This is a genomic window from Ferdinandcohnia jepli, assembly GCF_047246645.1.
Taxonomy (GTDB): Bacteria; Bacillota; Bacilli; order Bacillales; family Bacillaceae_L; genus Ferdinandcohnia.
Map to the genome: position 1 here is coordinate 368,530 of NZ_JBFOKR010000001.1, position 25,200 is coordinate 393,729.

Annotated in this window: 23 protein-coding genes; 22 read left to right on the forward strand and 1 reads right to left on the reverse strand. The window is 36.9% G+C overall.

The features are described from left to right. The first annotated feature begins 61 nt into the window (after nucleotides 1–61). The 9 genes from def to spoVM all read left to right on the forward strand — a co-directional run bounded on the left by def (nucleotide 62) and on the right by spoVM (nucleotide 8,610). Nucleotides 62–535 (forward strand): peptide deformylase, encoded by a 474-nt coding sequence (def, locus tag AB3M96_RS01890; protein ID WP_412965856.1) that lies wholly within the window; start codon nucleotides 62–64, stop codon nucleotides 533–535. Nucleotides 536–543: 8 nt separating this feature from the next. Further along, nucleotides 544–1,494: a methionyl-tRNA formyltransferase gene (fmt, locus tag AB3M96_RS01895; protein ID WP_412965857.1), complete on the forward strand. Its 951-nt coding sequence runs from the start codon at nucleotides 544–546 to the stop codon at nucleotides 1,492–1,494. Further along, on the forward strand, nucleotides 1,487–2,830 hold the full coding sequence (gene rsmB / locus AB3M96_RS01900) for a 16S rRNA (cytosine(967)-C(5))-methyltransferase RsmB (RefSeq protein WP_412965858.1): 1,344 nt from the start codon (nucleotides 1,487–1,489) through the stop codon (nucleotides 2,828–2,830). The genes fmt and rsmB overlap by 8 nt, the downstream gene beginning before the upstream one ends. 5 nt (nucleotides 2,831–2,835) lie before the next feature. After that, entirely contained in the window at nucleotides 2,836–3,930 is a 1,095-nt protein-coding gene (gene rlmN / locus AB3M96_RS01905) for a dual-specificity RNA methyltransferase RlmN (protein ID WP_412965859.1), read from the forward strand. Between the two features lie 6 nt (nucleotides 3,931–3,936). Then, nucleotides 3,937–4,686 carry a Stp1/IreP family PP2C-type Ser/Thr phosphatase gene (locus AB3M96_RS01910; protein ID WP_412965860.1) on the forward strand — a complete coding sequence of 250 codons (750 nt, stop codon included), beginning with the start codon at nucleotides 3,937–3,939 and terminating at the stop codon, nucleotides 4,684–4,686. Nucleotides 4,687–4,691: 5 nt separating this feature from the next. Then, nucleotides 4,692–6,641: a Stk1 family PASTA domain-containing Ser/Thr kinase gene (gene pknB, locus AB3M96_RS01915; RefSeq protein WP_412965861.1), complete on the forward strand. Its 1,950-nt coding sequence runs from the start codon at nucleotides 4,692–4,694 to the stop codon at nucleotides 6,639–6,641. Between the two features lie 90 nt (nucleotides 6,642–6,731). Next, nucleotides 6,732–7,616 carry a ribosome small subunit-dependent GTPase A gene (gene rsgA, locus AB3M96_RS01920; RefSeq protein WP_412965862.1) on the forward strand — a complete coding sequence of 295 codons (885 nt, stop codon included), beginning with the start codon at nucleotides 6,732–6,734 and terminating at the stop codon, nucleotides 7,614–7,616. A gap of 1 nt (nucleotide 7,617) precedes the next feature. Continuing rightward, nucleotides 7,618–8,265, forward strand: coding sequence for a ribulose-phosphate 3-epimerase (gene rpe, locus AB3M96_RS01925; protein ID WP_412965863.1), 648 nt, complete (start codon nucleotides 7,618–7,620; stop codon nucleotides 8,263–8,265). 261 nt (nucleotides 8,266–8,526) lie between these two features. Further along, nucleotides 8,527–8,610, forward strand: coding sequence for a stage V sporulation protein SpoVM (gene spoVM, locus AB3M96_RS01930; RefSeq protein WP_412965891.1), 84 nt, complete (start codon nucleotides 8,527–8,529; stop codon nucleotides 8,608–8,610). Between the two features lie 163 nt (nucleotides 8,611–8,773). Here spoVM and rpmB read toward each other — a convergent pair whose 3' ends face one another. Continuing rightward, on the reverse strand, nucleotides 8,774–8,962 hold the full coding sequence (gene rpmB, locus AB3M96_RS01935) for a 50S ribosomal protein L28 (protein ID WP_412965864.1): 189 nt from the start codon (nucleotides 8,960–8,962) through the stop codon (nucleotides 8,774–8,776). A 307-nt stretch (nucleotides 8,963–9,269) separates the two neighbouring features. On the opposite strand from rpmB, the gene AB3M96_RS01940 reads away from it, so the two are divergent. The 13 genes from AB3M96_RS01940 (at nucleotide 9,270) to ftsY (ending at nucleotide 25,090) form a co-directional block, all read left to right on the forward strand. Next, nucleotides 9,270–9,632 carry an Asp23/Gls24 family envelope stress response protein gene (locus AB3M96_RS01940; protein ID WP_412965865.1) on the forward strand — a complete coding sequence of 121 codons (363 nt, stop codon included), beginning with the start codon at nucleotides 9,270–9,272 and terminating at the stop codon, nucleotides 9,630–9,632. Between the two features lie 17 nt (nucleotides 9,633–9,649). Then, entirely contained in the window at nucleotides 9,650–11,332 is a 1,683-nt protein-coding gene (locus tag AB3M96_RS01945) for a DAK2 domain-containing protein (RefSeq protein WP_412965866.1), read from the forward strand. Between the two features lie 135 nt (nucleotides 11,333–11,467). Continuing rightward, nucleotides 11,468–12,130: an L-serine ammonia-lyase, iron-sulfur-dependent subunit beta gene (gene sdaAB, locus AB3M96_RS01950; protein WP_412965867.1), complete on the forward strand. Its 663-nt coding sequence runs from the start codon at nucleotides 11,468–11,470 to the stop codon at nucleotides 12,128–12,130. Between the two features lie 154 nt (nucleotides 12,131–12,284). After that, nucleotides 12,285–13,172, forward strand: a complete 888-nt coding sequence (gene sdaAA, locus AB3M96_RS01955) for an L-serine ammonia-lyase, iron-sulfur-dependent, subunit alpha (protein ID WP_412965868.1) — start codon at nucleotides 12,285–12,287, stop codon at nucleotides 13,170–13,172. Then, the gene (gene recG, locus AB3M96_RS01960) at nucleotides 13,165–15,213 is read left to right on the forward strand and encodes an ATP-dependent DNA helicase RecG (RefSeq protein WP_412965869.1); all 2,049 of its coding nucleotides are present in this window, start codon (nucleotides 13,165–13,167) and stop codon (nucleotides 15,211–15,213) included. Before sdaAA ends, recG begins: the two co-directional genes overlap by 8 nt. Nucleotides 15,214–15,310: 97 nt before the next feature. After that, the gene (gene fapR / locus AB3M96_RS01965) at nucleotides 15,311–15,889 is read left to right on the forward strand and encodes a transcription factor FapR (protein WP_412965870.1); all 579 of its coding nucleotides are present in this window, start codon (nucleotides 15,311–15,313) and stop codon (nucleotides 15,887–15,889) included. Nucleotides 15,890–15,975: 86 nt separating this feature from the next. Continuing rightward, nucleotides 15,976–16,977 carry a phosphate acyltransferase PlsX gene (plsX, locus tag AB3M96_RS01970; protein ID WP_412965871.1) on the forward strand — a complete coding sequence of 334 codons (1,002 nt, stop codon included), beginning with the start codon at nucleotides 15,976–15,978 and terminating at the stop codon, nucleotides 16,975–16,977. Between the two features lie 12 nt (nucleotides 16,978–16,989). Beyond that, nucleotides 16,990–17,934, forward strand: coding sequence for an ACP S-malonyltransferase (gene fabD / locus AB3M96_RS01975; protein ID WP_412965872.1), 945 nt, complete (start codon nucleotides 16,990–16,992; stop codon nucleotides 17,932–17,934). A 1-nt stretch (nucleotide 17,935) separates the two neighbouring features. Then, nucleotides 17,936–18,676, forward strand: coding sequence for a 3-oxoacyl-[acyl-carrier-protein] reductase (fabG, locus tag AB3M96_RS01980; RefSeq protein ID WP_412965873.1), 741 nt, complete (start codon nucleotides 17,936–17,938; stop codon nucleotides 18,674–18,676). 556 nt (nucleotides 18,677–19,232) lie between these two features. Further along, a complete protein-coding gene (locus tag AB3M96_RS01985) occupies nucleotides 19,233–19,466 on the forward strand; it encodes an acyl carrier protein (protein WP_412965874.1) in 234 nt (77 codons plus the stop codon). Between the two features lie 61 nt (nucleotides 19,467–19,527). Continuing rightward, a complete protein-coding gene (gene rnc, locus AB3M96_RS01990; protein WP_412965875.1) occupies nucleotides 19,528–20,256 on the forward strand; it encodes a ribonuclease III in 729 nt (242 codons plus the stop codon). A 199-nt stretch (nucleotides 20,257–20,455) separates the two neighbouring features. Further along, on the forward strand, nucleotides 20,456–24,025 hold the full coding sequence (gene smc / locus AB3M96_RS01995) for a chromosome segregation protein SMC (RefSeq protein ID WP_412965876.1): 3,570 nt from the start codon (nucleotides 20,456–20,458) through the stop codon (nucleotides 24,023–24,025). Nucleotides 24,026–24,094: 69 nt separating this feature from the next. Next, entirely contained in the window at nucleotides 24,095–25,090 is a 996-nt protein-coding gene (gene ftsY, locus AB3M96_RS02000; RefSeq protein WP_412965877.1) for a signal recognition particle-docking protein FtsY, read from the forward strand. Nucleotides 25,091–25,200 lie beyond the last annotated feature (110 nt).

Here is a 25,200-nt window from a genome sequence, read left to right on the forward strand (position 1 = left end):
TTAAACTTTCTAGCTATAGTAGATGCTAGTAATACTAGATTAGATGTACGGAGGAAGGAATTTGTCTAAACTGCAAATTGTAAACTATCCAAATGAAGTACTTGAGGTCGAATGTGAACGAGTCACTTCATTTGATCGCAAATTAACAAAATTAATTAAAGATATGTATGATACGATGATTGAGGAGGATGGTGTAGGATTAGCTGCTCCTCAGATTGGAATCACAAAGCAAATTGCTATTGTTGATATAGGAGACGAAAGCGGGCTTATTGAGCTTATTAATCCTACTATTTTAGAACAACGTGGTGAACAAGTAGGTCCGGAAGGCTGCCTCAGTTTTCCGGGCCTTTTTGGTGAAGTAACACGATATGATTACGTGAAGGTACGTGCACAAAATCGAAAAGGAAAAACATACATAATAGAAGCGGAAGGATTCCTGGCTCGTGCAATCCAACATGAAATTGACCATTTACATGGTATTTTATTTACATCGAAAGTGAATCGTTATTATGAAGAAGGAGAAATAGAAGGGTAGGTATCAATATGGAAAAAATCGTTTTTATGGGAACACCAGACTTTTCAGTTCCAGTCTTACGACAGATATTAGAAGATGGATACGATGTAGTAGCAGTAGTTACCCAGCCAGATCGTCCAGTTGGAAGGAAACGAGTATTAACTCCTCCACCAGTAAAAGTAGAAGCACTTAAACACAATATTCCTGTGCTGCAACCAAATAAAATTAGAGAGAAAGAAGAAATTGAGAAGGTTCTCTCCTATAATCCGGATTTAATTGTAACCGCAGCATTTGGACAAATTTTGCCTAAAGAAATACTCGAAACACCAAAGTACGGATGTATCAATGTTCATGCTTCACTTCTACCAGAACTAAGAGGTGGGGCACCAATTCATTATTCCATTTTACAAGGTAAAGCGAAGACTGGTGTTACGATTATGTATATGGTAGAAAAATTGGATGCCGGCGACATTTTAACACAAGTTGAAATTCCTATACTAGAGACAGATCATGTTGGTTCTCTTCATGATAAATTAAGTGTTGCTGGTTCTAAGCTTTTGTCTGAAACACTACCATTGTTACTAGCAGGAAAAATTACACCTATTAAACAGGATGATTCTATAGCTACATTTGCAGCAAACATTAAAAGGGAACAAGAAAAAATTGATTGGTCAAAACCCGGTGAGACAATTTATAATCATATTCGCGGTTTACATCCATGGCCGGTTGCGTACACAACACTTAATGGAGAGGTTATGAAGGTATGGTGGGGAGAAAAAATTCCTTCTAAGGATTACTCTACTCAACCTGGAATTGTAATCGGTATTGAAAAAGATGGTTTTATTGTATCAACTGGTAATACTACTAATATAAAGGTTACTCAACTTCAGCCTTCTGGTAAGAAAAAAATGAGTGCAGAGCAGTTTTTGCGAGGTACTGATTTAATAGTTGGAACTAAATTAGGAGATGACAATGACTAAGAGTAATGTCCGGAATGTAGCAGTAGAGATACTTCTGCAAATAGAAAAAAATCAAGCTTATAGCAATCTTTTACTAAATAATATGATAAAAAAGCATGATGTAAAGGGAAAGGATGTAGGCTTATTAACAGAAATTGTATATGGTTCGATTCAAAGACGTGACACGTTAGACTTTTTTCTCGTCCCATTCCTTAAAAAGACAAAAAAGCTAGATCTTTGGGTGCGAATTTTGTTAAGAGTCTCTTTATATCAGATGGTTTATCTTGATCGGGTGCCTGAACGTGCGATTTTTTTTGAAGCTGTTGAGATTGCGAAAAAGAGAGGTCATAGTGGTATAGCGTCCCTAGTTAATGGCGTACTACGATCAATTCAGCGTCAAGGCTTACCATCCTTAGATTCAATTTCAGATCCAGTTGAACGCTTGTCTGTTGAAACCAGCCACCCACGTTGGCTTGTGGAACGTTGGGTTCAACAGATTGGGATAGATGAAGCAAGGAAAATGTGTGAAATGAATAGCGTTCCTCCAGAACAGACTGCTCGCGTTAATTCAATGATTTTAAGCCGAGATGAGGCAATTAAAAGGTTAAAAAATGAAGGTGTTGAGTGTGAAGTTGGGGCAGTATCTGTAGATGCAATTAAGGCTGTGAAAGGTAATTTGGTTCAAACTCAAGCTTTTGAAGATGGATTATTCACTATTCAAGATGAGAGCTCAATGCTTGTGGCAAGGGCTCTTAGTGTGGAAGAAGGAGATCGAGTACTTGATAGCTGTGCTGCACCTGGAGGGAAAACAACTCATATTGCAGAAGTATTGAATAACACTGGGATGGTCCATTCTTTAGATTTACATGAACATAAAGTGAGACTAATTAATGACCAAGTAAGTAGACTTCATTTAGATAATGTACAAGCTCAAGCTATTGATAGTCGAAAAGCCGGAGAACTTTTTGAATTGGAGTCTTTTGATAAAATACTTGTGGATGCTCCGTGTTCAGGTTTTGGTGTAATTAGAAGAAAACCTGACATAAAGCATGCAAAAAAGGAATCTGATAGCACTAGACTAGCAGCGATTCAACTTGAAATTTTAACTGAAGTTTCATCTCTATTAAAAAAAGGTGGTATACTCGTTTATAGCACATGTACGATTGACCAGGAAGAAAATGAGGCTGTAGTAAAAGCCTTTTTAGAAAAAAATCCAGGTTTCGACCTGGATGACGGGATAAAAGAGGCTTTGCCTGAAGTAGTTCATCCCTATATAAAGAATGGACAAATTCAACTTTTTCCTCATTATTTTGGAACAGATGGATTTTATATTGCAAGATTACGAAAGCAGGTGTAATGTAATTGGAAGAAGTACAAACAACACGAAAGAAAAAGGCAGAAATAAAGGAATCAAAGCCTTCTATTTACTCTATTCAACTAGAAGATCTTGAAAATTGGTTAGTAGAAAACGGAGAAAAAAAATTCCGTGGCAACCAAATCTATGAATGGCTATACACGAAGCGGGTTACATCGTTTGATGAAATGACAAACCTTTCAAATGCACTTCGGTTAAAGCTTACAAATCACTTTACAATAACAACTCTTAATACGATTATCCAACAAACCTCAAGTGATGGAACGATGAAGTTCTTATTCGAGTTACATGATGGATATTCAATTGAAACTGTATTAATGAGACATAGCTATGGTAACTCAATCTGTGTTACTACTCAGGTGGGATGTAGAATTGGATGTACTTTTTGTGCCTCAACATTAGGTGGTCTAAAGAGAAACCTTGAAGCTGGTGAAATTGTTGCTCAAGTTGTAAAGGTTCAAAAAGCTTTGGATGAACAAGGAGAAAGAGTAAGTCATGTTGTAATTATGGGAATTGGAGAACCATTCGACAACTATGATGAGATGCTGTCATTCCTCAAGATTATAAATCACGATAAAGCGTTAAATATTGGTGCTCGTCATATTACTGTTTCAACCAGCGGGATCATTCCTAAGATTTATAAGTTTGCAGATGAAAAATTACAAATAAATTTTGCGATTTCTTTACATGCACCTAACACGGAAATTAGAAGCAAGCTAATGCCGATTAACCGTGCTTACAAATTACCAGACTTAATGGAAGCCGTACGGTATTATATTGAAAAAACAGGTAGACGTATTAGTTTTGAATATGGGTTATTTGGCGGAGTAAATGATCAAGTAGAGCATGCAGAAGAACTTGCTCAACTATTAAAGGGAATTAAATGCCATGTGAATTTAATTCCAGTCAACTATGTTCCGGAGAGAGATTATGTTAGAACCCCAAAAGATCAAATTTTTGAATTTGAAAAAACCCTAAAGAAACATGGCGTGAATGTAACGATTCGTCGTGAACAAGGCCATGATATAGATGCTGCCTGTGGTCAATTACGTGCAAAGGAGCGTAAAGAGGAGACGAGGTGAAACCATATGAGGTCATTCTTTTTAACAAATCGGGGAAAAGTAAGACAAATTAATGAGGATAGCTGTGGTGTATTTTTTAATAAGTCGGGTCAATTATTAGCAGTTGTTGCAGATGGCATGGGTGGTCATTTAGCTGGTGATGTTGCAAGTAACATGACCACCTCCCAGCTTCAGACCTATTGGGAATCCAGTGAAGAGATTAAAACCTCTGAAGCTGCGGAACAATGGTTAAAAGAACATATTACAAAGGTTAATTCTAACTTGTATAATCATTCTCTTGAAAATGCGGAATGCAAAGGAATGGGTACAACAGTTGTGGCAGCAATTTGTACTGACTTGTTTTCAACTACTGCCCACATTGGGGATAGCCGTTGTTACATTTTAAACGCTAATGGATTTCAACAAATTACAGAGGACCATTCGCTTGTAAATGAACTTGTACGCTCTGGTCATATTTCGAAGGAGGATGCTGAGCATCACCCTCGAAAGAACGTTGTCTTACGTGCACTAGGTACTGAAACAAATGTAGAAATAGACATTAAAACAATTATTTTAGAAGAGGATGACTTTCTATTAATTTGTTCAGATGGGCTTTCAAACAAAGTTTCTGAACTGGAATTAAGAGAAGTTCTAGAAAATGAAGAAAGCCTTAACCAGAAAGGTGAAAAACTTATTCAACTAGCAAATGATTACGGTGGAGAAGATAATATCACCTTGGTGCTTGTTAATTTTTCGTCTGAAAGTGAGGGTGAATAAAAATTATGCTCATTGGAAGACGATTAAGCGGACGTTATAAAATACTTGAAGTCATTGGTGGAGGCGGAATGGCAAATGTTTACCTTGCAAGAGATGTAATTCTTGAAAGGGATGTTGCCATAAAAGTACTTCGTTTAGACTTTTCAAATGATGAAGAATTTATCAAGCGTTTTAGAAGAGAGGCACATGCTGCAACTAGCCTTGTTCATCCTAATATTGTAAGTATTTACGATGTTGGAGAAGAAGAAGACATTTATTATATTGTAATGGAATATGTTCCTGGTCAAACTTTAAAGCAATACATACAGAGAAATGCTCCGCTTCATCCTAGAGAAGCAATAAATATTATGCGACAATTGACATCAGCAATTTCACATGCCCATCAAAATCAAATTGTTCACAGAGATATAAAACCACAAAATATCTTAATTGATCATGATGGTACTGTAAAAGTTACTGATTTCGGGATAGCTGTAGCGTTAAGCTCAACTACTATTACCCAAACTAATTCGGTACTCGGTTCTGTCCATTATTTATCACCTGAACAAGCTAGAGGTGGTATGTCTACAAGAAAATCAGATATCTATTCATTAGGTATTGTGATGTTTGAATTGGTTACAGGTCGTGTACCTTTTGAAGGTGAATCGGCAGTATCAATTGCACTAAAACATCTTCAATCAGAGACTCCATCACCGAAAAGATGGAATTCTACAATTCCACAAAGTGTGGAAAATATCATATTGAAATCAACTGCAAAAGATCCTTTTCATCGTTATGATACGGTTGATGAGATGGAAGAAGACTTGAATACTGCTTTATATCCTGATCGTTTGAATGAAGAAAAATTTGTTGTTCCGACAATGGATGATGAAGTAACAAAGGCAATTCCAATTATTAAGGATGAAATACAGAAGGAAACGGTTGTAAGTGAAGTGCCTAAAAATACACAAGCAGATAATAATCAGCAGCAGAAGCCTAAGAAAAAGAAAAACAAGCTGTTGGTTACTTTGGGGATTGTTTTTTTCTTGCTAATAGCGGCTGGTATTTCTGCAGTTACAATCATACCCGATTTATTTTCTCCTGAGGATGTTCAAGTACCTGATGTAACTAACGTTGAATATGATGAAGCAGTTGAGATATTAGAGGAAGCTGGATTTAAAATCGGTGACAAAAAAGAACAAGATCATGAAGATATCCCGGAAGGTTATGTTATAAAAACTGACCCACAAGCAAATCGATCCACCGTTGAAGGAACAACTATTAATTTATACGTAAGTACAGGTAAGAAGAAGGTTGAATTTGGTTATTATGTGGGTAAAGACATTGAAGAAACAAAAGAACGTTTAGATAACTTTTTAGCTATCATTCCTGAAGATGTGTTTGATGATAGTCCTGTCGGCACAATTCTCAGCCAGTCGATAGAAGAGGGAGAATTAGTTGTTCCTGACGAGACAGAAGTAATTTTTGAGGTGAGTAAGGGACCAGAAACTATTACTCTTAAAGATTTATCAGGTTTCCCGGAGAATGCTCTGCTTGCTTATGCCGAAGAAACTGGTATAAATATAGATTACTCAGACCAACAGTTTTCTGATGATGTAGCAGAAGGTCATGTAATCTCCCAAACACCTGCAAAAGGAACAAAAATAACAAAAAACGATAAAGTAAAAGTTATTATGTCTAAAGGAAAAGAACCGAAAGAACCTAAAACTGTTAAACAAAAAATAAATATTCCATTTACTGCTAATGAAGAAGGGCTGCCTCAAAAAGTACAAGTAAAGATTGAAGATGCAAATAATTCAATCAATGATGTTTACGATGAGTTTGAAATAACAAGTAATACATCTATTGAGATCATTTTTGAGATTAATCCAGATTCAGTAGCTAGGTATATGGTAATTATTGACGGAAGACTGCTTGATGATGAGGTTAAGGTAATCGAATATCCATCAGAGTAAAAGTACAGTACTAGTGAGAGCCTACTCACTAGTACTGTGTTGTTGTGAAAATAAGACGTTTTGAATGAAACTAGAACAAGGAGTGAAACTATGCCAGAAGGCAAAATCATTAAGGCACTAAGTGGTTTTTATTATGTCCGAAATGAAGATGGAGAAATAATACAATGTCGTGGGCGGGGAGTGTTTCGTAAGAATAAAGTAACTCCGCTAGTTGGCGATAATGTTGTCTATCAAGCTGAAAACGAAACAGATGGTTATATTTTAGAGGTATTTGAACGGAAAAATGAATTGATTCGTCCACCTATATCAAATGTAGACCAAGCGATTTTAGTTTTTTCAGCAGTAGAACCAGATTTCAGTCCATTACTCTTAGATCGCTTTCTTGTTTTAGTTGAATTTAATGACATAAAACCAATTATTTGTATTAGTAAAACCGATTTAACAAATGAAAATATGTCAGCAAAAATCAACAACTACGCATCAACTTATAAAGACATCGGTTACGATGTTTTGTTAACCTCTACAAAAGCTAAGGATGGAGTGGACAGATTACTTCCTTTCTTAGATGGTCAAATTTCTGTATTTGCTGGACAGTCAGGTGTTGGTAAGTCGTCACTGCTAAATTCCTTACGACCTGATCTTGAATTGAAAACAAATGATATTTCGACTTCATTAGGAAGAGGAAAACATACAACTAGACATGTTGAATTGATTGAAGTAGGAAATGGTCTTTTAGCAGATACACCAGGTTTTAGTTCATTAGAGTTTACGACTATTGAGACAGATGAATTAGCATATTGTTTTCCTGAAATTTATGATCATGGCTCAAACTGTAAGTTCAGAGGATGTACTCATACTTCTGAACCAAAATGTGCTGTCATTCGTGGAGTAGAGGAAGGCGATATCCAACAGTTTAGATATGATCATTACGTTAGTTTTCTAGAAGAAATTAAAGATAGAAAGCCGAGGTATTAAGATGATTAAAATAGCACCGTCCATACTGTCAGCAGATTTTTCAAAGCTTGGCGAAGAAATAAAGGATGTAGAAAATGGTGGAGCGGATTATATTCATGTCGATGTAATGGATGGACATTTTGTTCCTAACATTACAATTGGTCCATTAATTGTAGAGGCAATTCGACCTATAACATCATTACCATTAGATGTTCATTTAATGATACAAAACCCAGATGCATATATTCCAGCTTTTGCAAAGGCTGGTGCAAATTATATCACAGTTCATGTTGAGACATGTCCCCATCTTCACAGAACTATTCAACTAATTAAATCCTATGGAGTCAAAGCGGGGGTTGTATTGAATCCAGCAACTACAGTTGATTCAATAAAACATATAATTGGGGATATTGATATGGTTTTACTTATGACTGTAAACCCTGGTTTTGGGGGACAAGCTTTCATACATTCTGTACTTCCAAAAATCAAAGAGGTCTCAGATATAGTCAGGAATAACAATCTTTCAGTAGAGATTGAAGTTGATGGTGGAGTAAATGTAGAAACTGCAAAACTTTGTGTAGATGCGGGAGCAAATGTGTTAGTAGCTGGATCTGCTATCTATAATCAAGAAAATCGAAAAGAAGCGATATCAAAGATACGAGGTATGTAGAACAGAGAGAATCTGTTCTTTTTTTATTGGTTACTAAAGGTTTTTGGTATATTATTCACAACTCGTCACTATGTATTAGTAATGAACTTATATTTTTTGTATTGTACTTTTTTTATTCCATTTGGCATATGAATGATGGTAAGAAGCTTACTATTAATTTATTATGCTAAGGTACTCTTTATTTTCATCTGAATATAATTATAAAGTGTAGTTTGAATTTCAATGAAAAGGTACGCGGATATTGCATTGAGGAGGGAAAGTATGAAATTTTATACAATCAAGTTACCAAAGTTCTTAGGCGGAATCGTCCGTGCAATGTTAGGGTCTTTCAAAAAAGGGGAATAAAAAAAAGCACCGCTCATTAGGTGCTTTTTTTTTGCGTTTATATGTCCAGCTTCAGCGCCTAGAAACTCGAGAAACTTCAACTCCTCCTACAGAGGCAAAGAGCGCCTCTTAGTCGAAGTCTCCAGTTTCCTCGTTTCTAAGCAAGGCGCTTACGCTTTTCGTATTACACGCGTTCTACTTTTCCAGATTTTAAAGCTCTAGCTGAAACATAGACGCGTTTTGGTTTACCGTCAACTAAAATACGAACCTTTTGAAGGTTTGCTCCCCACTTACGCTTAGATGCGTTCATCGCATGAGAACGAGCATTACCAGTTGTAGTTTTCTTTCCTGTGATTACACATTTACGTGCCATTCTATTTCCCTCCTAACCTGCACAAGCAACAATCATTCATGTAACTATTTACATAGAAATACTTTTATAATTTATCACACCTAATGGGATATTGCAATAGTTGATAGTATGTGTTTTAGGGAATGATAGGAGCGTGGAATATTGTTTGAGCAGGCTATAGAAAAACCACTTGACATAGAAATTTTAAAAAGTTGTATAATAAAAGGTAATGACTATAATAGGTATTCATATGAATTACTTTCAAAAATAGCTATATTATAGTAAAATGACTGTAGCCAAGGTGAACAATTATAAAGGGGGAACTGACATGTCCATCGAATTAAAAACGAAGTACGGACAAATAGATATTTCTAACGAGGTTATCGCAACAGTTGCAGGAGGAGCTGCAATAGATTGTTATGGGATCGTTGGGATGGCATCAAAAAAACAATTAAAAGATGGAATATCTGAACTATTGCGAAAAGAAAATTTTGCCCGTGGTATTGTTGTTCGTCAAGAAAATGATGAAGTACATATTGATATGTATATAATTGTAAGTTACGGCACGAAAATTTCTGAGGTTGCCCATAATGTTCAATCTAAGGTGAAGTATACATTAGACCAAACAGTCGGACTTGCAGTTGACTCGGTTAATATTTACGTGCAAGGAGTTCGTGTAACGAACCCATAAAGAGGAGGAAAAATTCAGTGTCAATTACTACATTAGATGGAAAACGTTTTGCAGAAATGGTGATTTTAGGTGCTAATCACTTATCCAATAATGCAAAGATGGTGGATGCGCTTAACGTTTTCCCTGTTCCAGATGGAGATACAGGTACGAATATGAATCTTTCTATGACATCTGGTGCAAAAGAGGTAAAGAATAATGTGTCTACTCACATTGGTAAAGTAGGTTCATCTCTAGCAAGAGGGTTATTAATGGGAGCTAGAGGAAATTCTGGAGTTATTTTATCACAGCTTTTCAGAGGTTTTTCTAAGGCTATAGAGCAAAAAGAAACAGTGTCAGCTGCTGAATTTGCACATGCATTAGAAATGGGTGTTGAAACAGCTTATAAAGCCGTTATGAAACCTGTTGAGGGAACAATTTTAACTGTGGCTAAAGATGCAGCTAAACGTGCAGTTGTAGTTGCAAAAAAAGAAACAGATATTATTGCGTTATTGGAAGAGGTTGTGAAGGAAGCTCAAGCATCCTTGAATAGAACCCCTGACCTACTGCCTGTTCTAAAGGAAGTTGGAGTTGTGGATAGTGGTGGTCAAGGCCTTCTCTTGGTTTATGAAGGATTCTTAGCTGAATTAAAAGGTGAAACAATCTCTGACATGACTGTTACTTCGCCTAATATGAATGAGTTAGTAAATGCAGAACATCACAAAAGTGTTCAAAGTCATATGAATACAGAGGATATTGTGTTCGGTTACTGTACCGAGTTTATGGTAAAATTCCAAGAAGAAAAAACAAAATCAAATCCATTCTCAGAAGACAAATTCCGCGAGGATCTAAGTCAGTACGGAGATTCCTTATTGGTAATTTCTGACCATGATATTGTTAAAGTACATATACATTCAGAGCAACCGGGCAACGTATTATCTTATGGTCAGCGTTACGGAAGCTTAATTAATATGAAGATTGAAAATATGCGTGAACAGCATACAACTATCCTAAACGAAGACGTAGCACACCAACAAGTGGCTGTAGAAAAACGTACCAAGGAAAAAGAGAAATATGGTATAATAACAGTTGCGATGGGCTCGGGTATTTCAGAGTTGTTTAAAAGTATAGGAGCACACGCGGTAATTGAAGGCGGGCAAACAATGAATCCAAGTACTGAGGACTTTGTTAAAGCAATTGAATCAGTACATGCTGAGAATTATATTATTCTTCCTAATAACAAAAATATTATTATGGCTGCCGAACAAGCAGCTACAGTTGTAGGAGGAAATGTGATTGTTGTACCTTCTAAAACAGTTCCTCAAGGAATGACCGCTTTATTGGCGTTTAATCCAACAGTTGAACTGACTGATAATGAGTCATCAATGAAGGATGCACTAGGTAATGTGAAGACTGGACAAATTACCTATGCTGTAAGAGATACAAATATAGACGGAATTGATATTTCAAAAGATGATTTTATGGGAATTGCGGATGGTAAAATTGTTGTAACCAATCCTGAAAAATTCCAGGCAGCAAAAGATCTTTTAGCGAATATCATAACCGATGAGGATGAAATTGTAACCATCATTTATGGACAAGATGCTTCAGAAGATGATGTGAATTCTCTGGTTGACTACCTAGAATCTGAATATGAAGACATCGAGGTTGAGGTTCACAACGGAAATCAACCGCTATATGCCTTTATTTTTTCAATCGAATAGAACATATAAAATAGAAGGGTTAATCCCTTCTATTTCGATGTCTAGGGATATTTTTCACTATATATAAATTAATAAAAAATTTGTAACCAAGTTTGACCAAACTCCATAGAACAGTAATAGCAGGGGGGAAAATATATGAAGTATCGTAGTGTATTTGATATTATCGGTCCTGTAATGATTGGGCCTTCTAGTTCACACACGGCAGGTGCTGCCAGAATAGGAAGAGTTGCCCGAAGTCTCTTTGGTCGTGAGCCTAAATGGGCCAAGATATCATTTTATGGATCTTTTGCAGAAACCTATAAGGGGCATGGAACTGATGTGGCGATAGTTGGTGGATTACTGGATTTTGATACTTTTGATGAAAGAATTAAAACCTCTTTAGATATAGCTAACAAAGCCGGGATCGACATTACATTTATAGAGGAAGATGCAATAACAGATCATCCAAATACGGCTAGAGTACTTATTGGTGATGATGAGGCTGAACTCGAACTAGTAGGTATTTCAATTGGTGGAGGTAAAATAGAAATTACAGAACTAAACGGGTTTCAACTCCGCCTATCAGGTAATCACCCTGCTATTCTTGTTGTTCATAACGATCGCTATGGTGCTATAGCAGGTGTTGCAAATGTACTTGCAAAATATGCTATTAATATAGGTCATATGGAAGTGGCAAGAAAAGAAAAAGGAATGCAGGCGTTAATGACAATCGAGGTTGACCAAAACATAGACCAGTTTGTTCTAGATGAATTATCCTCGCTTCCAAATATTTTAAAAGTTACTAAGATTGTTGATTAATTTTTTTATAAGTTTCGTAGCATCTAATTTCGTGAGAATTGATTAAGTGGATTATCCAACAAAAAGCTAAAAAATGTGGTATTAGTAACCTCTTCATGAGTTTGAACCACTTTTTTATTAAGCGCAGACGCTTTTCATAGCAAGGAGGAATACGATGTTTCGTAATGTTGCAGAATTAGTAGAGCTTGCTAACACAAAAAATATGAAAATAGCAGAGATTATGATTTCGCAAGAGGTTGAAGTAACAGGTAAATCTCAAGAGGAAATTATTTCTCAAATGGAGAGAAACCTTGAGGTAATGGAGCAAGCAGTCGAACGGGGGTTATCGGGTGTTCGTTCTCACTCAGGATTAACTGGTGGAGATGCTGTTCTATTGCAGGAATACATGAAAAAAGGTAATTTTCTAACAGGACGTACGGTATTAGATGCAGTAAGTAAGGCTGTAGCAACAAATGAAGTTAATGCTGCTATGGGTACTATATGTGCAACTCCAACAGCAGGTTCTGCTGGTGTTGTTCCTGGAACACTTTTCGCTGTAAAGGAAAAATTAAATCCTACTCGTGAACAAATGGTACATTTCTTATTTACTGCCGGTGCGTTTGGTTTTGTTGTAGCAAATAATGCATCAATTTCTGGTGCAGCTGGAGGTTGTCAAGCTGAAGTGGGTTCTGCGGCTGGGATGGCAGCTGCAGCAATCGTAGAATTAGCTGGTGGGACACCTCAACAATCTGCTGAAGCTATGGCAATCACACTCAAGAATATGTTAGGTCTTGTATGTGATCCTGTTGCAGGGCTTGTTGAAGTACCTTGTGTAAAACGAAATGCGATGGGTGCTGCAAATGCAATGGTTGCTGCAGATATGGCACTTGCAGGAATTACTAGCAGAATACCATGTGATGAAGTAATTGAAGCGATGTATAAAATAGGTCAATCAATGCCAACAGCTCTTAAGGAGACTGCACAAGGAGGATTAGCGGCTACTCCAACAGGTCGTGCTCTCGAAGCGAAGATCTTTGGAATATCGCTAAATAAAAGTGAGTAATCAACTTCTGTTACCTATTGACCAGATAAAGGGAATTGGGGACGAAACAGCACTTCATTTAAATGAGATGAATATATTTTCAATTGAAGACCTACTTTTATACTTTCCTTATCGATTTGAGGATTATAGTCTCCGTGACCTTGCAGAGGTTAGGCATGATGAAAAAATTACAATTGAAGGTAAGGTTCATAGTGAACCGATATTGACGTATTACGGTCGAAAACGTTCACGATTAACATTCAGAGTCCTGGTTGGTCGCTATTTAATAACGGCAACATGTTTTAATCGCCCATATTTTAAAAATAAGCTTACTCTACATGATACAATTACCCTTACAGGGAAATGGGATCAGCATAGACAAACAATCACAGTAAGTGAGCTTGTCTTTTCACCAATGATAAAGGATAACCGTATTGAACCAGTTTACTCGATTAAAGGTAAGGTTACTAGTAAAGGTATTAAACGGTTTATAGCTTTAGCATTACAACAGTATGGGGAACACATCGAGGATAACATTCCACAACCTTTATTAAAAAAATATAAACTGTTGCCTAAAAAAGATGCAATAAAAATTATGCACAATCCAGTTAGCCACAATGATTTAAAACAAGCGAGAAGACGCTTTGTTTACGAGGAATTTTTACTTTTTCAACTAAAGATGCAAGCGTTACGGAAATTCGAAAGAGAGCAATCAGCTGGAAAGGCGATGGGGTTTACAGATGATGACCTTACAAAGTTTACAAGCAGCTTGCCTTTCCCTCTAACAAGTGCTCAAAATCGAGTTATATCAGAAATTGTAAATGACTTAAGGTCACCCTACAGAATGAACCGTCTATTACAAGGTGATGTTGGTTCAGGAAAAACTGTTGTAGCAGCCATTGGATTATATGCCGCAATACTTTCGGGTTACCAAGGTGCCCTAATGGTTCCAACCGAAATATTGGCAGAGCAACACGCTCATTCACTTAAGGAGTTATTCTCAAGCTATGAAGTGAATATTCAGCTGCTAACAAGCTCTGTAAAAGGAAAAAGACGTAGGGAAATACTAGAACAACTTGAAAAGGGCGAAGTTGATATTCTTGTTGGTACCCATGCGCTTATTCAGGATGAAGTGAATTTTAAACAGTTAGGGCTTGTTATAACTGATGAACAGCATCGTTTTGGTGTTGAGCAGCGTAGGGTTTTACGGGAAAAAGGTGAAAGTCCTGATGTGCTTTTTATGACCGCCACACCTATTCCAAGAACGTTGGCTATTACTGTTTTTGGAGAAATGGATGTGTCAGTTATAGATGAAATGCCTGCTGGAAGAAAGGTTATAGAAACCTATTGGGTAAAGCATGAAATGCTTGATCGCATACTGTCTTTTATAGAAAAAGAGCTTTCCAAAGGTAGACAAGCTTATGTGATTTGTCCACTTATAGAGGAGTCAGACAAACTGGATGTTCAAAATGCAATCGATGTCCACTCCATGCTCACATTCCATTTCCAAAATAAATGGAAAGTTGGATTAATGCATGGCAGATTGTCATCAGATGAAAAAGAAGATGTAATGATGCAATTTAGTGAGAATAATGTACAGGTATTAGTCTCAACTACTGTTGTTGAAGTTGGAGTAAATGTTCCAAATGCGACAATAATGGTTATATATGATGCTGAGCGATTTGGATTGTCTCAACTGCATCAATTAAGAGGTCGAGTTGGACGGGGCAGTGAACAATCGTATTGTATTCTTATGGCTGACCCTAAATCCGAAGTTGGTAAAGAGCGGATGAGAATTATGACGGAGACAAATGACGGATTTGTTCTTTCTGAAAAAGACTTAGAGCTCAGAGGACCAGGGGACTTTTTCGGCAAAAAGCAAAGTGGTGTACCAGAATTTAAAGTAGCTGATATGGTACATGATTATCGTGCGTTAGAGGTAGCTAGAGACGATGCTAGTAAACTCATAAATTCCAAGATGTTTTGGGTAGATAGTTCCTTTGAACAGCTTAGGAGTCATTTACTACAATCGGGTATTATAGAAGGAGACAAGTTAGATTAGGGCAGATTGTTGAAGATGTATTTCTTCTTGCAATCTGCCTTTTTAGATTATATACTACTATTAGTACCTAGTCTTAAGAGTGCGGACGGTGTAAAAAATGAAAAGAAACAAAAAAGAACGGCAAATGCTATTAAAGGAAACCATACAACTTAATCCATTTATAACTGATGAGGATTTAGCTGAAAAATTTTCGGTAAGTGTTCAAACAATCCGTTTAGATCGATTAGAATTGTCAATCCCTGAACTTCGTGAACGTATTAAGCATGTTGCTGAGAAAAATCTGGAAAACGAAGTGAAATCTTTACCAATTGATGAAGTGATTGGTGAGATTATTGATATAGAACTTGATCATAGTGCAATCTCGATGTTTGAGGTAACGAGTGAGCACGTTTTTAAACGTAATCAAATTGCAAGAGGACATCACTTATTTGCACAGGCAAACTCCCTTGCAGTGGCTGTTATAAATGATGAACTGGCTTTAACGGCCAAAGCGAGTATTCAGTTCACAAGACAGGTTAAAGAGGGTGAACGTATAATTGCAAAAGCAAAAGTAAAGAGTTTAGGACAAGAAAAAGGGAGAACACTAGTAGAAGTTAATAGTTATGTTGGAAATGAACTAGTTTTTTCTGGTGAATTTATGATGTATCGATCCAGTAAAAATTTACAAACAAAATAGTGAAATTGAAATACATACTAGACTAGAATAGAGGTAGTCAAAAATGCTGACTACTCTTTATATGCTGACAAAGGAATGATAAAAACATGAAACTAGCAATTGATGCAATGGGTGGGGACAATGCACCTGAAGAAATAGTAAAGGGTGCTTTGAAAGCAATTAGTCATTATAATGATCTGAATATTACCTTAATCGGCGATGAAAAAAAAATACGTCAATACTTAACTAATGATGATCGTATTTCGATTATACATACCGAAGAGATAATTGAAGCGACAGATGAACCTGTCAGAGCAGTGAGAAGAAAGAAAAATGCCTCGATGGTACTGATGGCGAAAGAAGTAAGTGAAGGTAGAGCGGATGCATGTATTTCAGCTGGTAATACTGGCGCATTAATGACTGCTGGTCTTTTTATTGTGGGACGTATTGACGGGATTGATCGACCAGCTCTTTCACCTACATTACCAACATTAAATAAAAAAGGGTTTTTGATGCTAGATGTTGGTGCGAATGTAGATGCAAAGCCGGAGCATCTTTTACAATATGCAATTATGGGTTCAATCTATTCCGAAAAAGTGCGTGGAATAACAAACCCTAGAATTGGACTTTTAAATGTTGGTACGGAAGACAAAAAAGGTAATGAACTAACAAAGCAGGCATTTGACCTTATTAAGGCTACTGACCTAAATTTTGTGGGCAACGTCGAAGCCAGGGACTTGTTAGATGGTGTGGCTGACGTTATAGTGACTGACGGGTTTACAGGTAATGTTGCTTTAAAAACTATTGAAGGTACAGCGCTATCTATGTTTTCAATGCTTAAGACTGCTTTTACGAGTAATCTCAAAAGCAAGATAGCTGCAGGTTTATTAATGCCTCAATTAAAAGTTATTAAGAAAACAATGGATTATTCTGAATATGGCGGTGCTGGATTATTTGGATTAAAAGCACCTGTGATAAAAGCCCATGGATCATCAGATGAAAACGGTTTGTTTAGCGCGGTTCGCCAAACGTATGAGATGGTCGAGAAGGATGTTGCAGGTACTATACGCATAACATTAGAAAGTATGAATAAAGAAGGTAAGGAATAGGGGGAGTAAGATATGAGTAAGATTGCATTTGTATTTCCTGGACAAGGATCTCAGATTGTTGGTATGGGAAAGGAACTAGCAGATTCTTCTGATATAGTTCGTGAAGTATTTAGAAGAGCTGATGAAAAATTGCAAGAGGATTTAACAGAGCTAATCTTCTCTGGCACACAGGAAAAGTTAACACTCACTGTAAATGCACAACCCGCCCTATTGACAACAAGTTTTGCAATCTTAGAGAAATTTAAAGAAGCTGGGATAAAACCAGATTTTGTTGCAGGGCACAGTTTGGGTGAATATTCAGCTTTAGTTGCTGCAGGCGCTATAAAATTTGAAGATGCAGTGTATGCGGTTCGTAAACGTGGAGAATTCATGGAAGAGGCTGTCCCTGCTGGGAAAGGCACTATGGCAGCAATTCTTGGTATGCAAAGTGATGAACTACATCAGATTACTGAAGAAATTACAGCAACTGGCAACCCGGTTCAATTAGCAAATATAAACTGTCCTGGTCAAATCGTCATTTCAGGTTCTGTTGAAGGTGTAAAACTGGCATGTGAGCAAGCAAAAGCAAATGGAGCAAAAAGGGCAATTCCTCTTGAAGTTTCTGGACCTTTTCATTCCTCTCTAATGCAACCAGCAGCTGAAAAGCTCTCAACGGTTTTAGATAGTATTGATATAAATCATGCATTGATACCAGTAGTTGCAAACGTAGATGCACAAGAAATGACAGAATCGTTTCAAATAAAAGAGAACCTGATTAAACAGTTATATTCACCTGTACAATGGGAAGCTTCTGTTGAATACATGTTAAATAAAGGCGTCGATACTTTTATTGAAATAGGTCCAGGAAAGGTCCTTTCCGGTCTAATCAAGAAAGTAAATCGTAGAGTAGCAACATATGCAATTAGCGATGTAGGAACACTTGAAATGACCATTCGTACATTAAAGGAGGCGAACTAATATGCTAGATGGAAAGGTTGCATTAGTAACAGGTGCATCTCGAGGTATAGGGGCGACAATTGCTTTAGAATTAGCAAAAGCAGGAGCAAAAGTTGCTGTGAATTATTCTGGTAGCGAAGAAAGAGCAAACCAAGTAGTAGATGAGATTAAGGCACTAGGAAAAGAAGCTTTTGCTATAAAAGCTAACGTTTCAGATTCTGAGGCTGTTTCGAATATGGTGAAAGAAGTAATCTCCACTTTTGGAAGTTTAGATATTCTAGTAAATAACGCAGGTATTACAAGAGACAACCTGTTAATGCGCATGAAAGAAGAGGAATGGGATGATGTAATAAACATCAACCTAAAGGGTGTTTTCCTATGTACAAAGGCTGTAACTAGACAAATGATGAAGCAACGCTCAGGTAAAATCATTAATATTGCTTCAATTGTTGGTGTAAGTGGAAACCCTGGACAAGCAAATTATGTTGCAGCAAAAGCCGGAGTAATTGGACTAACAAAAACTACCGCCAAGGAACTTTCTAGTCGAAATATTACTGTGAATGCTATTGCACCAGGTTTTATTACTACGGATATGACTGAGAAATTACCTGAAGAAGTAAGAAATGAAATGTTGAAACAAATTCCATTAGCAAGATTTGGGGAAACTACCGATATCTCTGGTGTTGTTCTTTTTCTAGCATCTAATAATAGTAATTATATGACTGGTCAAACACTTCATGTAGATGGCGGAATGGTAATGTAATACAGAAAAGTAGAAGCGCCATGGAAAAAGGAACATCGACTAAAAAGCCGCCACGTCCTGTGGCGAACGTCGATGTCAGCACATCCTCGAAAATGCTTTGCATTTTCTTCGTGCGATGCTTATGCTGCCGGAGCATTCCTTGTCCTGTGCAAGTCCGACAAGAGCTGGCCGACTAATGTCGCCACGTCCTGTGGCAACGTCGGCACTAGCACGTCCTGTGCGTCGGAACCCTGACTTGTCCAGCTTCAGCGGCTAGAAACTCGAGAAATTTCAACTCCTCCGTCAGAGGCAAAAGACGCCTCTTTTGTCGGAGTCTCCAATTTCCTCGTTTCTGACCAAGCCGCTTCAGCATTTCAGTGAGGAGGCTCGAAAAAAAGCAAAGCTTTTTTCCTGCGAGGATTATCCTCACGATGCATTCCTTAGTGTTGCCGCCGCAGGAGGGGTGAAGCGACTCGAGGGGCTTGGCGCTGGAACTAGACAATAATCTATGCTTTGTAATATGCTTACTAGTTTTTTCTTCTGAAAGGAAATATAATATTGAGGGGAGGTGAAAGAAATGGCAGACGTATTAGAAAGAATTACGAAAATTGTTGTTGATCGCTTAGGTGTTGAAGAATCAGCAGTAACTCTAGAGGCTTCTTTCAAGGATGATCTTGGTGCAGACTCACTAGACGTAGTAGAATTAGTTATGGAACTTGAAGATGAGTTTGATATGGAAATTTCAGATGATGAGGCTGAAAAAATTTCTACAGTTGGTGACGCTGTGAATTACATAAAAAGCCAGCTATAATTTTTTTAGTATGAAAAGTCCCGTTTTTTATGCGGGGCTTTCTCCTTGGAGGTAACGTAAGGTGAAACGGATAAATCAAAAAGAAAAGGGAAGTAAGATAGTGCCTAAGTTCAGAGAATTTCAAGAACGCCTTGAAATACACTTTAATGATGAAAAACTATTAATTCAGGCATTTACACATTCATCTTATGTGAATGAGCATCGAAAAAAGCCGCATGAAGATAATGAGCGGCTAGAATTTTTAGGTGATGCTGTATTAGAATTGACAATTTCACAATTTTTATTTAAAAAGTTCCCTATTATGAGTGAAGGTGAATTAACAAAGATGCGTGCTGCGATAGTTTGTGAACCTTCCCTTGTTACATTTGCGAATGAACTTCATTTTGGAGAATATGTGCTACTTGGTAAAGGTGAGGAAATGACGGGTGGTAGAGAACGTCCAGCGTTACTTGCAGATGTGTTTGAAGCTTTTATCGGCGCTTTATACTTAGATCAGGGACTTGAAGTTGTGAAACAGTTTTTAGACATTACAGTTATCCCTAAAGTAAATGCAGGTGCTTTTTCTCATGTGATGGATTATAAAAGTCAACTCCAGGAATTAGTCCAACGAGATGCAAGTGGTGTAATAGAATACAAGGTTCTGCAAGAAAAGGGCCCAGCCCATAGTCGTGAATTTGTCTCAAGAGTTTCTCTGAATGGAGAAGAATTAGGGATTGGTACAGGTAGATCGAAGAAGGAAGCAGAACAACATGCAGCAGAAATTGCATTGAAAAAGCTCAAGAATAAGTAATTGCTTTTTTAGGAATACCACGGCTGGTTGAGCTGTGGTATTTTTGTGTTTATTACAAAAGAAATAAAATAGGTTAAAATAAGACCTTATTGATATATCCAAGTTACAAAAATTAATCCTACAATAATCTAGTTTGTGTTAAAATATGTAGGACTTATGATATATAGAATTAATTTAATGGATAATGAGGGTGAAGTATATGTTCCTCAAACGTTTAGATATAGTAGGATTTAAATCGTTTGCAGAAAGAATAGCAGTTGATTTTGTGCCAGGGGTTACTGCTGTAGTAGGTCCAAATGGAAGTGGTAAAAGCAATATAACAGACGGAATTCGTTGGGTTCTTGGGGAGCAGTCTGCAAAATCTTTACGTGGAGCAAAAATGGAAGATATTATTTTTGCAGGAAGTGATAGCCGCAAGGCACTAAATGTAGCAGAAGTGACATTAACCTTGGATAATGAGGACCATTTTCTACCTATCGATTATCATGAAGTTAGTGTAACTCGTCGTGTTTATCGATCTGGAGAAAGTGAATTTTTAATAAATAATCAGTCTTGCCGATTGAAGGATATAGTAGATTTGTTTATGGATTCAGGACTTGGTCGTGAAGCTTTTTCGATTATTTCTCAGGGGAAAGTAGAAGAAATACTTAGTAGTAAGGCTGAAGAGCGCAGAACAATTTTTGAAGAAGCCGCAGGGGTACTGAAATACAAAACTCGTAAGAAAAAAGCGGAATATAAGTTAGCAGAAACACAAGAAAACCTAAATCGAGTCAATGATATAACTCATGAGCTTGAGACGCAAATTGAACCATTGCGAATGCAGTCATCTATCGCTAAAGATTACCTAGAGAAAAAGGAAGAACTAGAAAATATTGAAGTCGGTCTAACGGTGTTTGAAATTGAGAATCTCCATGAAAAATGGCAAAAGCTCTCTAAGCTTATTGAAGAACATAATGAACAAGAGCTTTCATTAAGTACCCTTTTGCAAAAAAAAGAGGCACAGGTAGAGGGATTACGAAGTACAATTGAAACTACTGATAACGACATTCATGAATTACAACAACTATTGCTTTTAACGAGTGAAGAACTAGAGAAATTAGAAGGTCGTAAGGAAGTGTTAAAGGAACGCAAGAAAAATGCTTCCCACAATAAAAGTCAACTTCAAAACTCTATTATAGAGCTTACAGAAAAAATTGACCAACTAATGACACTAAAGACCATAGAAGAACAACAACTTATCACACTTGTTGATGAAGTTACAGATCTTGAAGAGCAACTAAAAGAAATTCAAGAACTACTTTTAACCTATGACCAGAATATCGAAGAAAAAATTGAAAATTTAAAGAGTGATTATTTTGAATTACTCAATAAACAAGCGTCTTATCGAAACGAAGCAGGGTATTTACAAGAGCAGCTTGTACAACAAGAAAATAAGGTAACTCGATTAGATGAATCTAATGAAAAGTATGTTACTGAACGGCATGAAATCCTTGATACTAAAATACGTCTACAAACTAAACTTTCAGTAATTGAGGAAGAGTTAAATAATCAAATCGTCTCCTATCGTGAACTGCAAGTAAAGCTAGAAAATAACAAAAAGAATTATCAAAAACAAGAAAGTATGCTCTACCAGGCTTATCAATATCTACAGCAGACTAAATCTAGAAAAGAAATGCTGGAAGAAATGCAAGATGATTACTCAGGTTTTTTCCAAGGAGTTAAGGAGGTTCTTAAGGCTAGAGATGATAAACTTCCGGGCATTGAGGGTGCAATAGCTGAATTAGTAAGAGTGCCAAAAGAGTATGAGACAGCAATAGAAATAGCGTTAGGTGCTGCAACACAGCATATCGTTGTTGATCACGAAAAAAATGCTAGAACGGCTATTGAATTTCTAAAGAAAAATTCCTTTGGTAGAGCAACCTTTTTGCCATTGAATGTTATAAAAGAACGTTCTATTTCATCAGCTCAACTTAGTGGGGTTAAGGGACATCCTGCCTTTATTGGAGTTGCATCAGATTTAATAGACTTCGATTCCAAATATCATTCAATAATGACAAACTTACTCGGAACGGTAATTATAACTAGCGATTTAAAAGGCGCTAATGAGCTTGCTAAACTAATTCAGCACCGCTATCGACTCGTTACTCTAGATGGGGACGTTGTGAACCCAGGTGGTTCTATGACAGGTGGAGCTGTAAAACAAAAAAACAACTCGCTATTGAGCAGAGGGCGCGAACTCGAAGCTATTACAAGTAAATTAATTGAAATGGAAGAAAAGACCTCTGAACTAGAAGGAAGCGTAAAAGAAAAGAAAAGCAAGATAACAGAGCTGGAGCAAATGCTTGAAAAATTACGAGAAACAGGAGAAACTCTGCGCTTAAAAGAACAAACCGTAAGAAGTGAAATCCGAGAGGTAGTTCTCAAGGAAAAAAACGTAAATGAACATTTAGAGTTGTATGATGATGAGAAGCAGCAATATCAATCAGAAAAAGAAAAAATTACGAACCGACTTAAAGAGTTAGAACAGGATCAATCCACTCTTGAAGATGAACTTAAATCACTTGATACAACTATTTCGCAACTGACTTCTAAGAAGAATGATCAGCAATCATCTCGTGAAACAGTACAAACAGAGATTACTGAACGAAAAGTTGTATTAGCGAGAAAGAAACAAGCGCTTGAACATCAACAAGAAAAGGTAAATAGATTTGAAAAAGAGTATCTTGAAGGCTCAGTAAAACTAAAAGAACTCGAAGAAGATTTATCATTCTTAGACAATGAGATGAACAATAGTAATTCAGGCGAACTTGAATTAGAGGAAGCAGCTAGGAAAAAATCAAATGATAAAAATGATACAATCCAAACGATTAGTAATAAACGACAGCAACGACTTCAGTTACAAACAAAACTAGAGGATCTAGAACGAGAATTAAAGGAAGACAAGCGTCAACACAAGCAGTTAGTTGACATTTTAAAAGATGAAGAGGTAAAGGTAAATAGACTGGATGTAGAATTAGAAAATCTACTAACCCATCTACGTGAAGAATATTTATTGACATATGATGCTGCAAAAGAAAGATACCCTCTTCAAATTGAAGTTTCTGAAGCTAGGAAGAGGGTAAAACTAATAAAGCTTGCGATCGAAGAACTAGGAACGGTGAATTTAGGTGCAATCGATGAATTTGACCGTGTTTCTGAACGCTATGATTTCTTAACAGAGCAGAAGAATGACCTTCAAGAAGCTAAAGACACGTTATTTAAGGTAATTGGAGAAATGGACGAAGAAATGAAAAAGAGATTTGAGTTTACTTTTACAAGTATTCGTTCACATTTTGAATCTGTATTTCAAGCGCTATTTGGTGGTGGCAGAGCAGATCTTCGTCTTACAGACCCTAATGATTTATTAAATACGGGTGTTGAGATTGTGGCACAGCCTCCAGGCAAAAAGTTACAAAACCTTAGCTTACTATCTGGGGGAGAAAGGGCCCTTACTGCAATTGCCCTACTATTCTCCATTTTAAAGGTTCGCCCTGTTCCGTTTTGTGTACTTGACGAAGTAGAGGCTGCACTAGATGAAGCGAATGTTTTCCGTTTTGCCCAATACTTGAAGAAATTTAGTAAGGAGACACAATTCATTGTGATTACACATAGAAAAGGTACAATGGAGGAAGCAGACGTTCTTTATGGTGTAACCATGCAAGAATCCGGAGTTTCGAAATTAGTTTCTGTACGACTTGAGGAGTCAAAGGACTTTGTAGCAACTACCTAGCCTAACTCATATGTTTTATAAATAGTAATGCAAATGTAATTGTTAATTCGGATCTGAAAGGGGATTTCAATGAGCTTTTTTAAAAAATTAAAAGAAAAGATTACTGGACAAGCTGATTCTGTTACTGAGAAGTTTAAAGAAGGTTTGACAAAGACCAGAAGTAACTTTTCTGAACGTGTTAATGAACTAGTTGCACGTTATCGTAAAGTAGATGAAGATTTCTTTGAAGAATTAGAGGAAATTCTAATAGCTGCAGATGTCGGTGTATCTACTGTAATGGAACTAATTGATGAATTAAAATTTGAGGTAAAGAAACGTAACATTCAAGATACAAAAGAAGTTCAGGGTGTAATATCTGAAAAGTTGGTTGATATTTATAAAAGTGGAGACGAACAGTCCCCTAAGTTAAATATCCAGGAAGAAGGATTAACAGTTATCCTTGTTGTTGGTGTTAATGGTGTGGGTAAAACGACTTCGATTGGAAAAATTGCAAATCGTTTAAAAAATGATGGGAAGTCTGTACTTTTAGCAGCAGGAGATACTTTCCGTGCAGGAGCAATCCAACAGCTTGAGGTATGGGGAAATCGAGTAGGTGTGGATGTAATTAAACAGTCTGAAGGATCTGATCCAGCTGCTGTAATGTATGATGCTGTACAAGCAGCAAAGTCACGAAATGTTGATGTGCTAATTTGCGATACAGCAGGAAGATTACAGAACAAAGTAAACCTTATGAAAGAGCTCGAAAAGGTTAAGCGTGTAATTGAACGTGAACTTCCCGGGGCTCCTCACGAAGTACTTTTAGTACTGGATGCAACAACCGGACAAAACGCTTTAACGCAAGCTAAGACATTTTCGGCTGCTACAGATGTAACTGGTATTGTTCTAACAAAGTTGGATGGCACTGCAAAAGGTGGTATTGTACTAGCGATTCGAAATGAGTTGAACATTCCTGTAAAGCTTGTTGGACTTGGAGAAAAGGTAGATGACCTTCAGGAATTTGATGCAGAACAATATGTATATGGTTTATTTGCCGATCTTGTTGAAGCTGAAGTGGATGACGAATAAAAAAAGCCTATTTAAAGGCTTTTTTTACTTTATTTGTTAAAAGAAAACCATACGCTAGGCGTATGGTTCCGGAAAGCTTATAGCGATGTATTAAAAAAAGCCCCTCTTGG

Bases quoted from the DNA above. Each gene is read 5' to 3' on its own strand.
- fmt (WP_412965857.1), top strand. From the start codon at position 544: ATGGAAAAAATCGTTTTTATGGGAACACCAGACTTTTCAGTTCCAGTC.
- rsmB (WP_412965858.1), top strand. From the start codon at position 1,487: ATGACTAAGAGTAATGTCCGGAATGTAGCAGTAGAGATACTTCTGCAA.
- AB3M96_RS01910 (WP_412965860.1), top strand. From the start codon at position 3,937: ATGAGGTCATTCTTTTTAACAAATCGGGGAAAAGTAAGACAAATTAAT.
- pknB (WP_412965861.1), top strand. From the start codon at position 4,692: ATGCTCATTGGAAGACGATTAAGCGGACGTTATAAAATACTTGAAGTC.
- rsgA (WP_412965862.1), top strand. From the start codon at position 6,732: ATGCCAGAAGGCAAAATCATTAAGGCACTAAGTGGTTTTTATTATGTC.
- rpe (WP_412965863.1), top strand. From the start codon at position 7,618: ATGATTAAAATAGCACCGTCCATACTGTCAGCAGATTTTTCAAAGCTT.
- spoVM (WP_412965891.1), top strand. From the start codon at position 8,527: ATGAAATTTTATACAATCAAGTTACCAAAGTTCTTAGGCGGAATCGTC.
- rpmB (WP_412965864.1), bottom strand. From the start codon at position 8,962: ATGGCACGTAAATGTGTAATCACAGGAAAGAAAACTACAACTGGTAAT.
- AB3M96_RS01940 (WP_412965865.1), top strand. From the start codon at position 9,270: ATGTCCATCGAATTAAAAACGAAGTACGGACAAATAGATATTTCTAAC.
- sdaAB (WP_412965867.1), top strand. From the start codon at position 11,468: ATGAAGTATCGTAGTGTATTTGATATTATCGGTCCTGTAATGATTGGG.
- sdaAA (WP_412965868.1), top strand. From the start codon at position 12,285: ATGTTTCGTAATGTTGCAGAATTAGTAGAGCTTGCTAACACAAAAAAT.
- fapR (WP_412965870.1), top strand. From the start codon at position 15,311: ATGAAAAGAAACAAAAAAGAACGGCAAATGCTATTAAAGGAAACCATA.
- plsX (WP_412965871.1), top strand. From the start codon at position 15,976: ATGAAACTAGCAATTGATGCAATGGGTGGGGACAATGCACCTGAAGAA.
- fabD (WP_412965872.1), top strand. From the start codon at position 16,990: ATGAGTAAGATTGCATTTGTATTTCCTGGACAAGGATCTCAGATTGTT.
- fabG (WP_412965873.1), top strand. From the start codon at position 17,936: ATGCTAGATGGAAAGGTTGCATTAGTAACAGGTGCATCTCGAGGTATA.
- AB3M96_RS01985 (WP_412965874.1), top strand. From the start codon at position 19,233: ATGGCAGACGTATTAGAAAGAATTACGAAAATTGTTGTTGATCGCTTA.
- smc (WP_412965876.1), top strand. From the start codon at position 20,456: ATGTTCCTCAAACGTTTAGATATAGTAGGATTTAAATCGTTTGCAGAA.
- ftsY (WP_412965877.1), top strand. From the start codon at position 24,095: ATGAGCTTTTTTAAAAAATTAAAAGAAAAGATTACTGGACAAGCTGAT.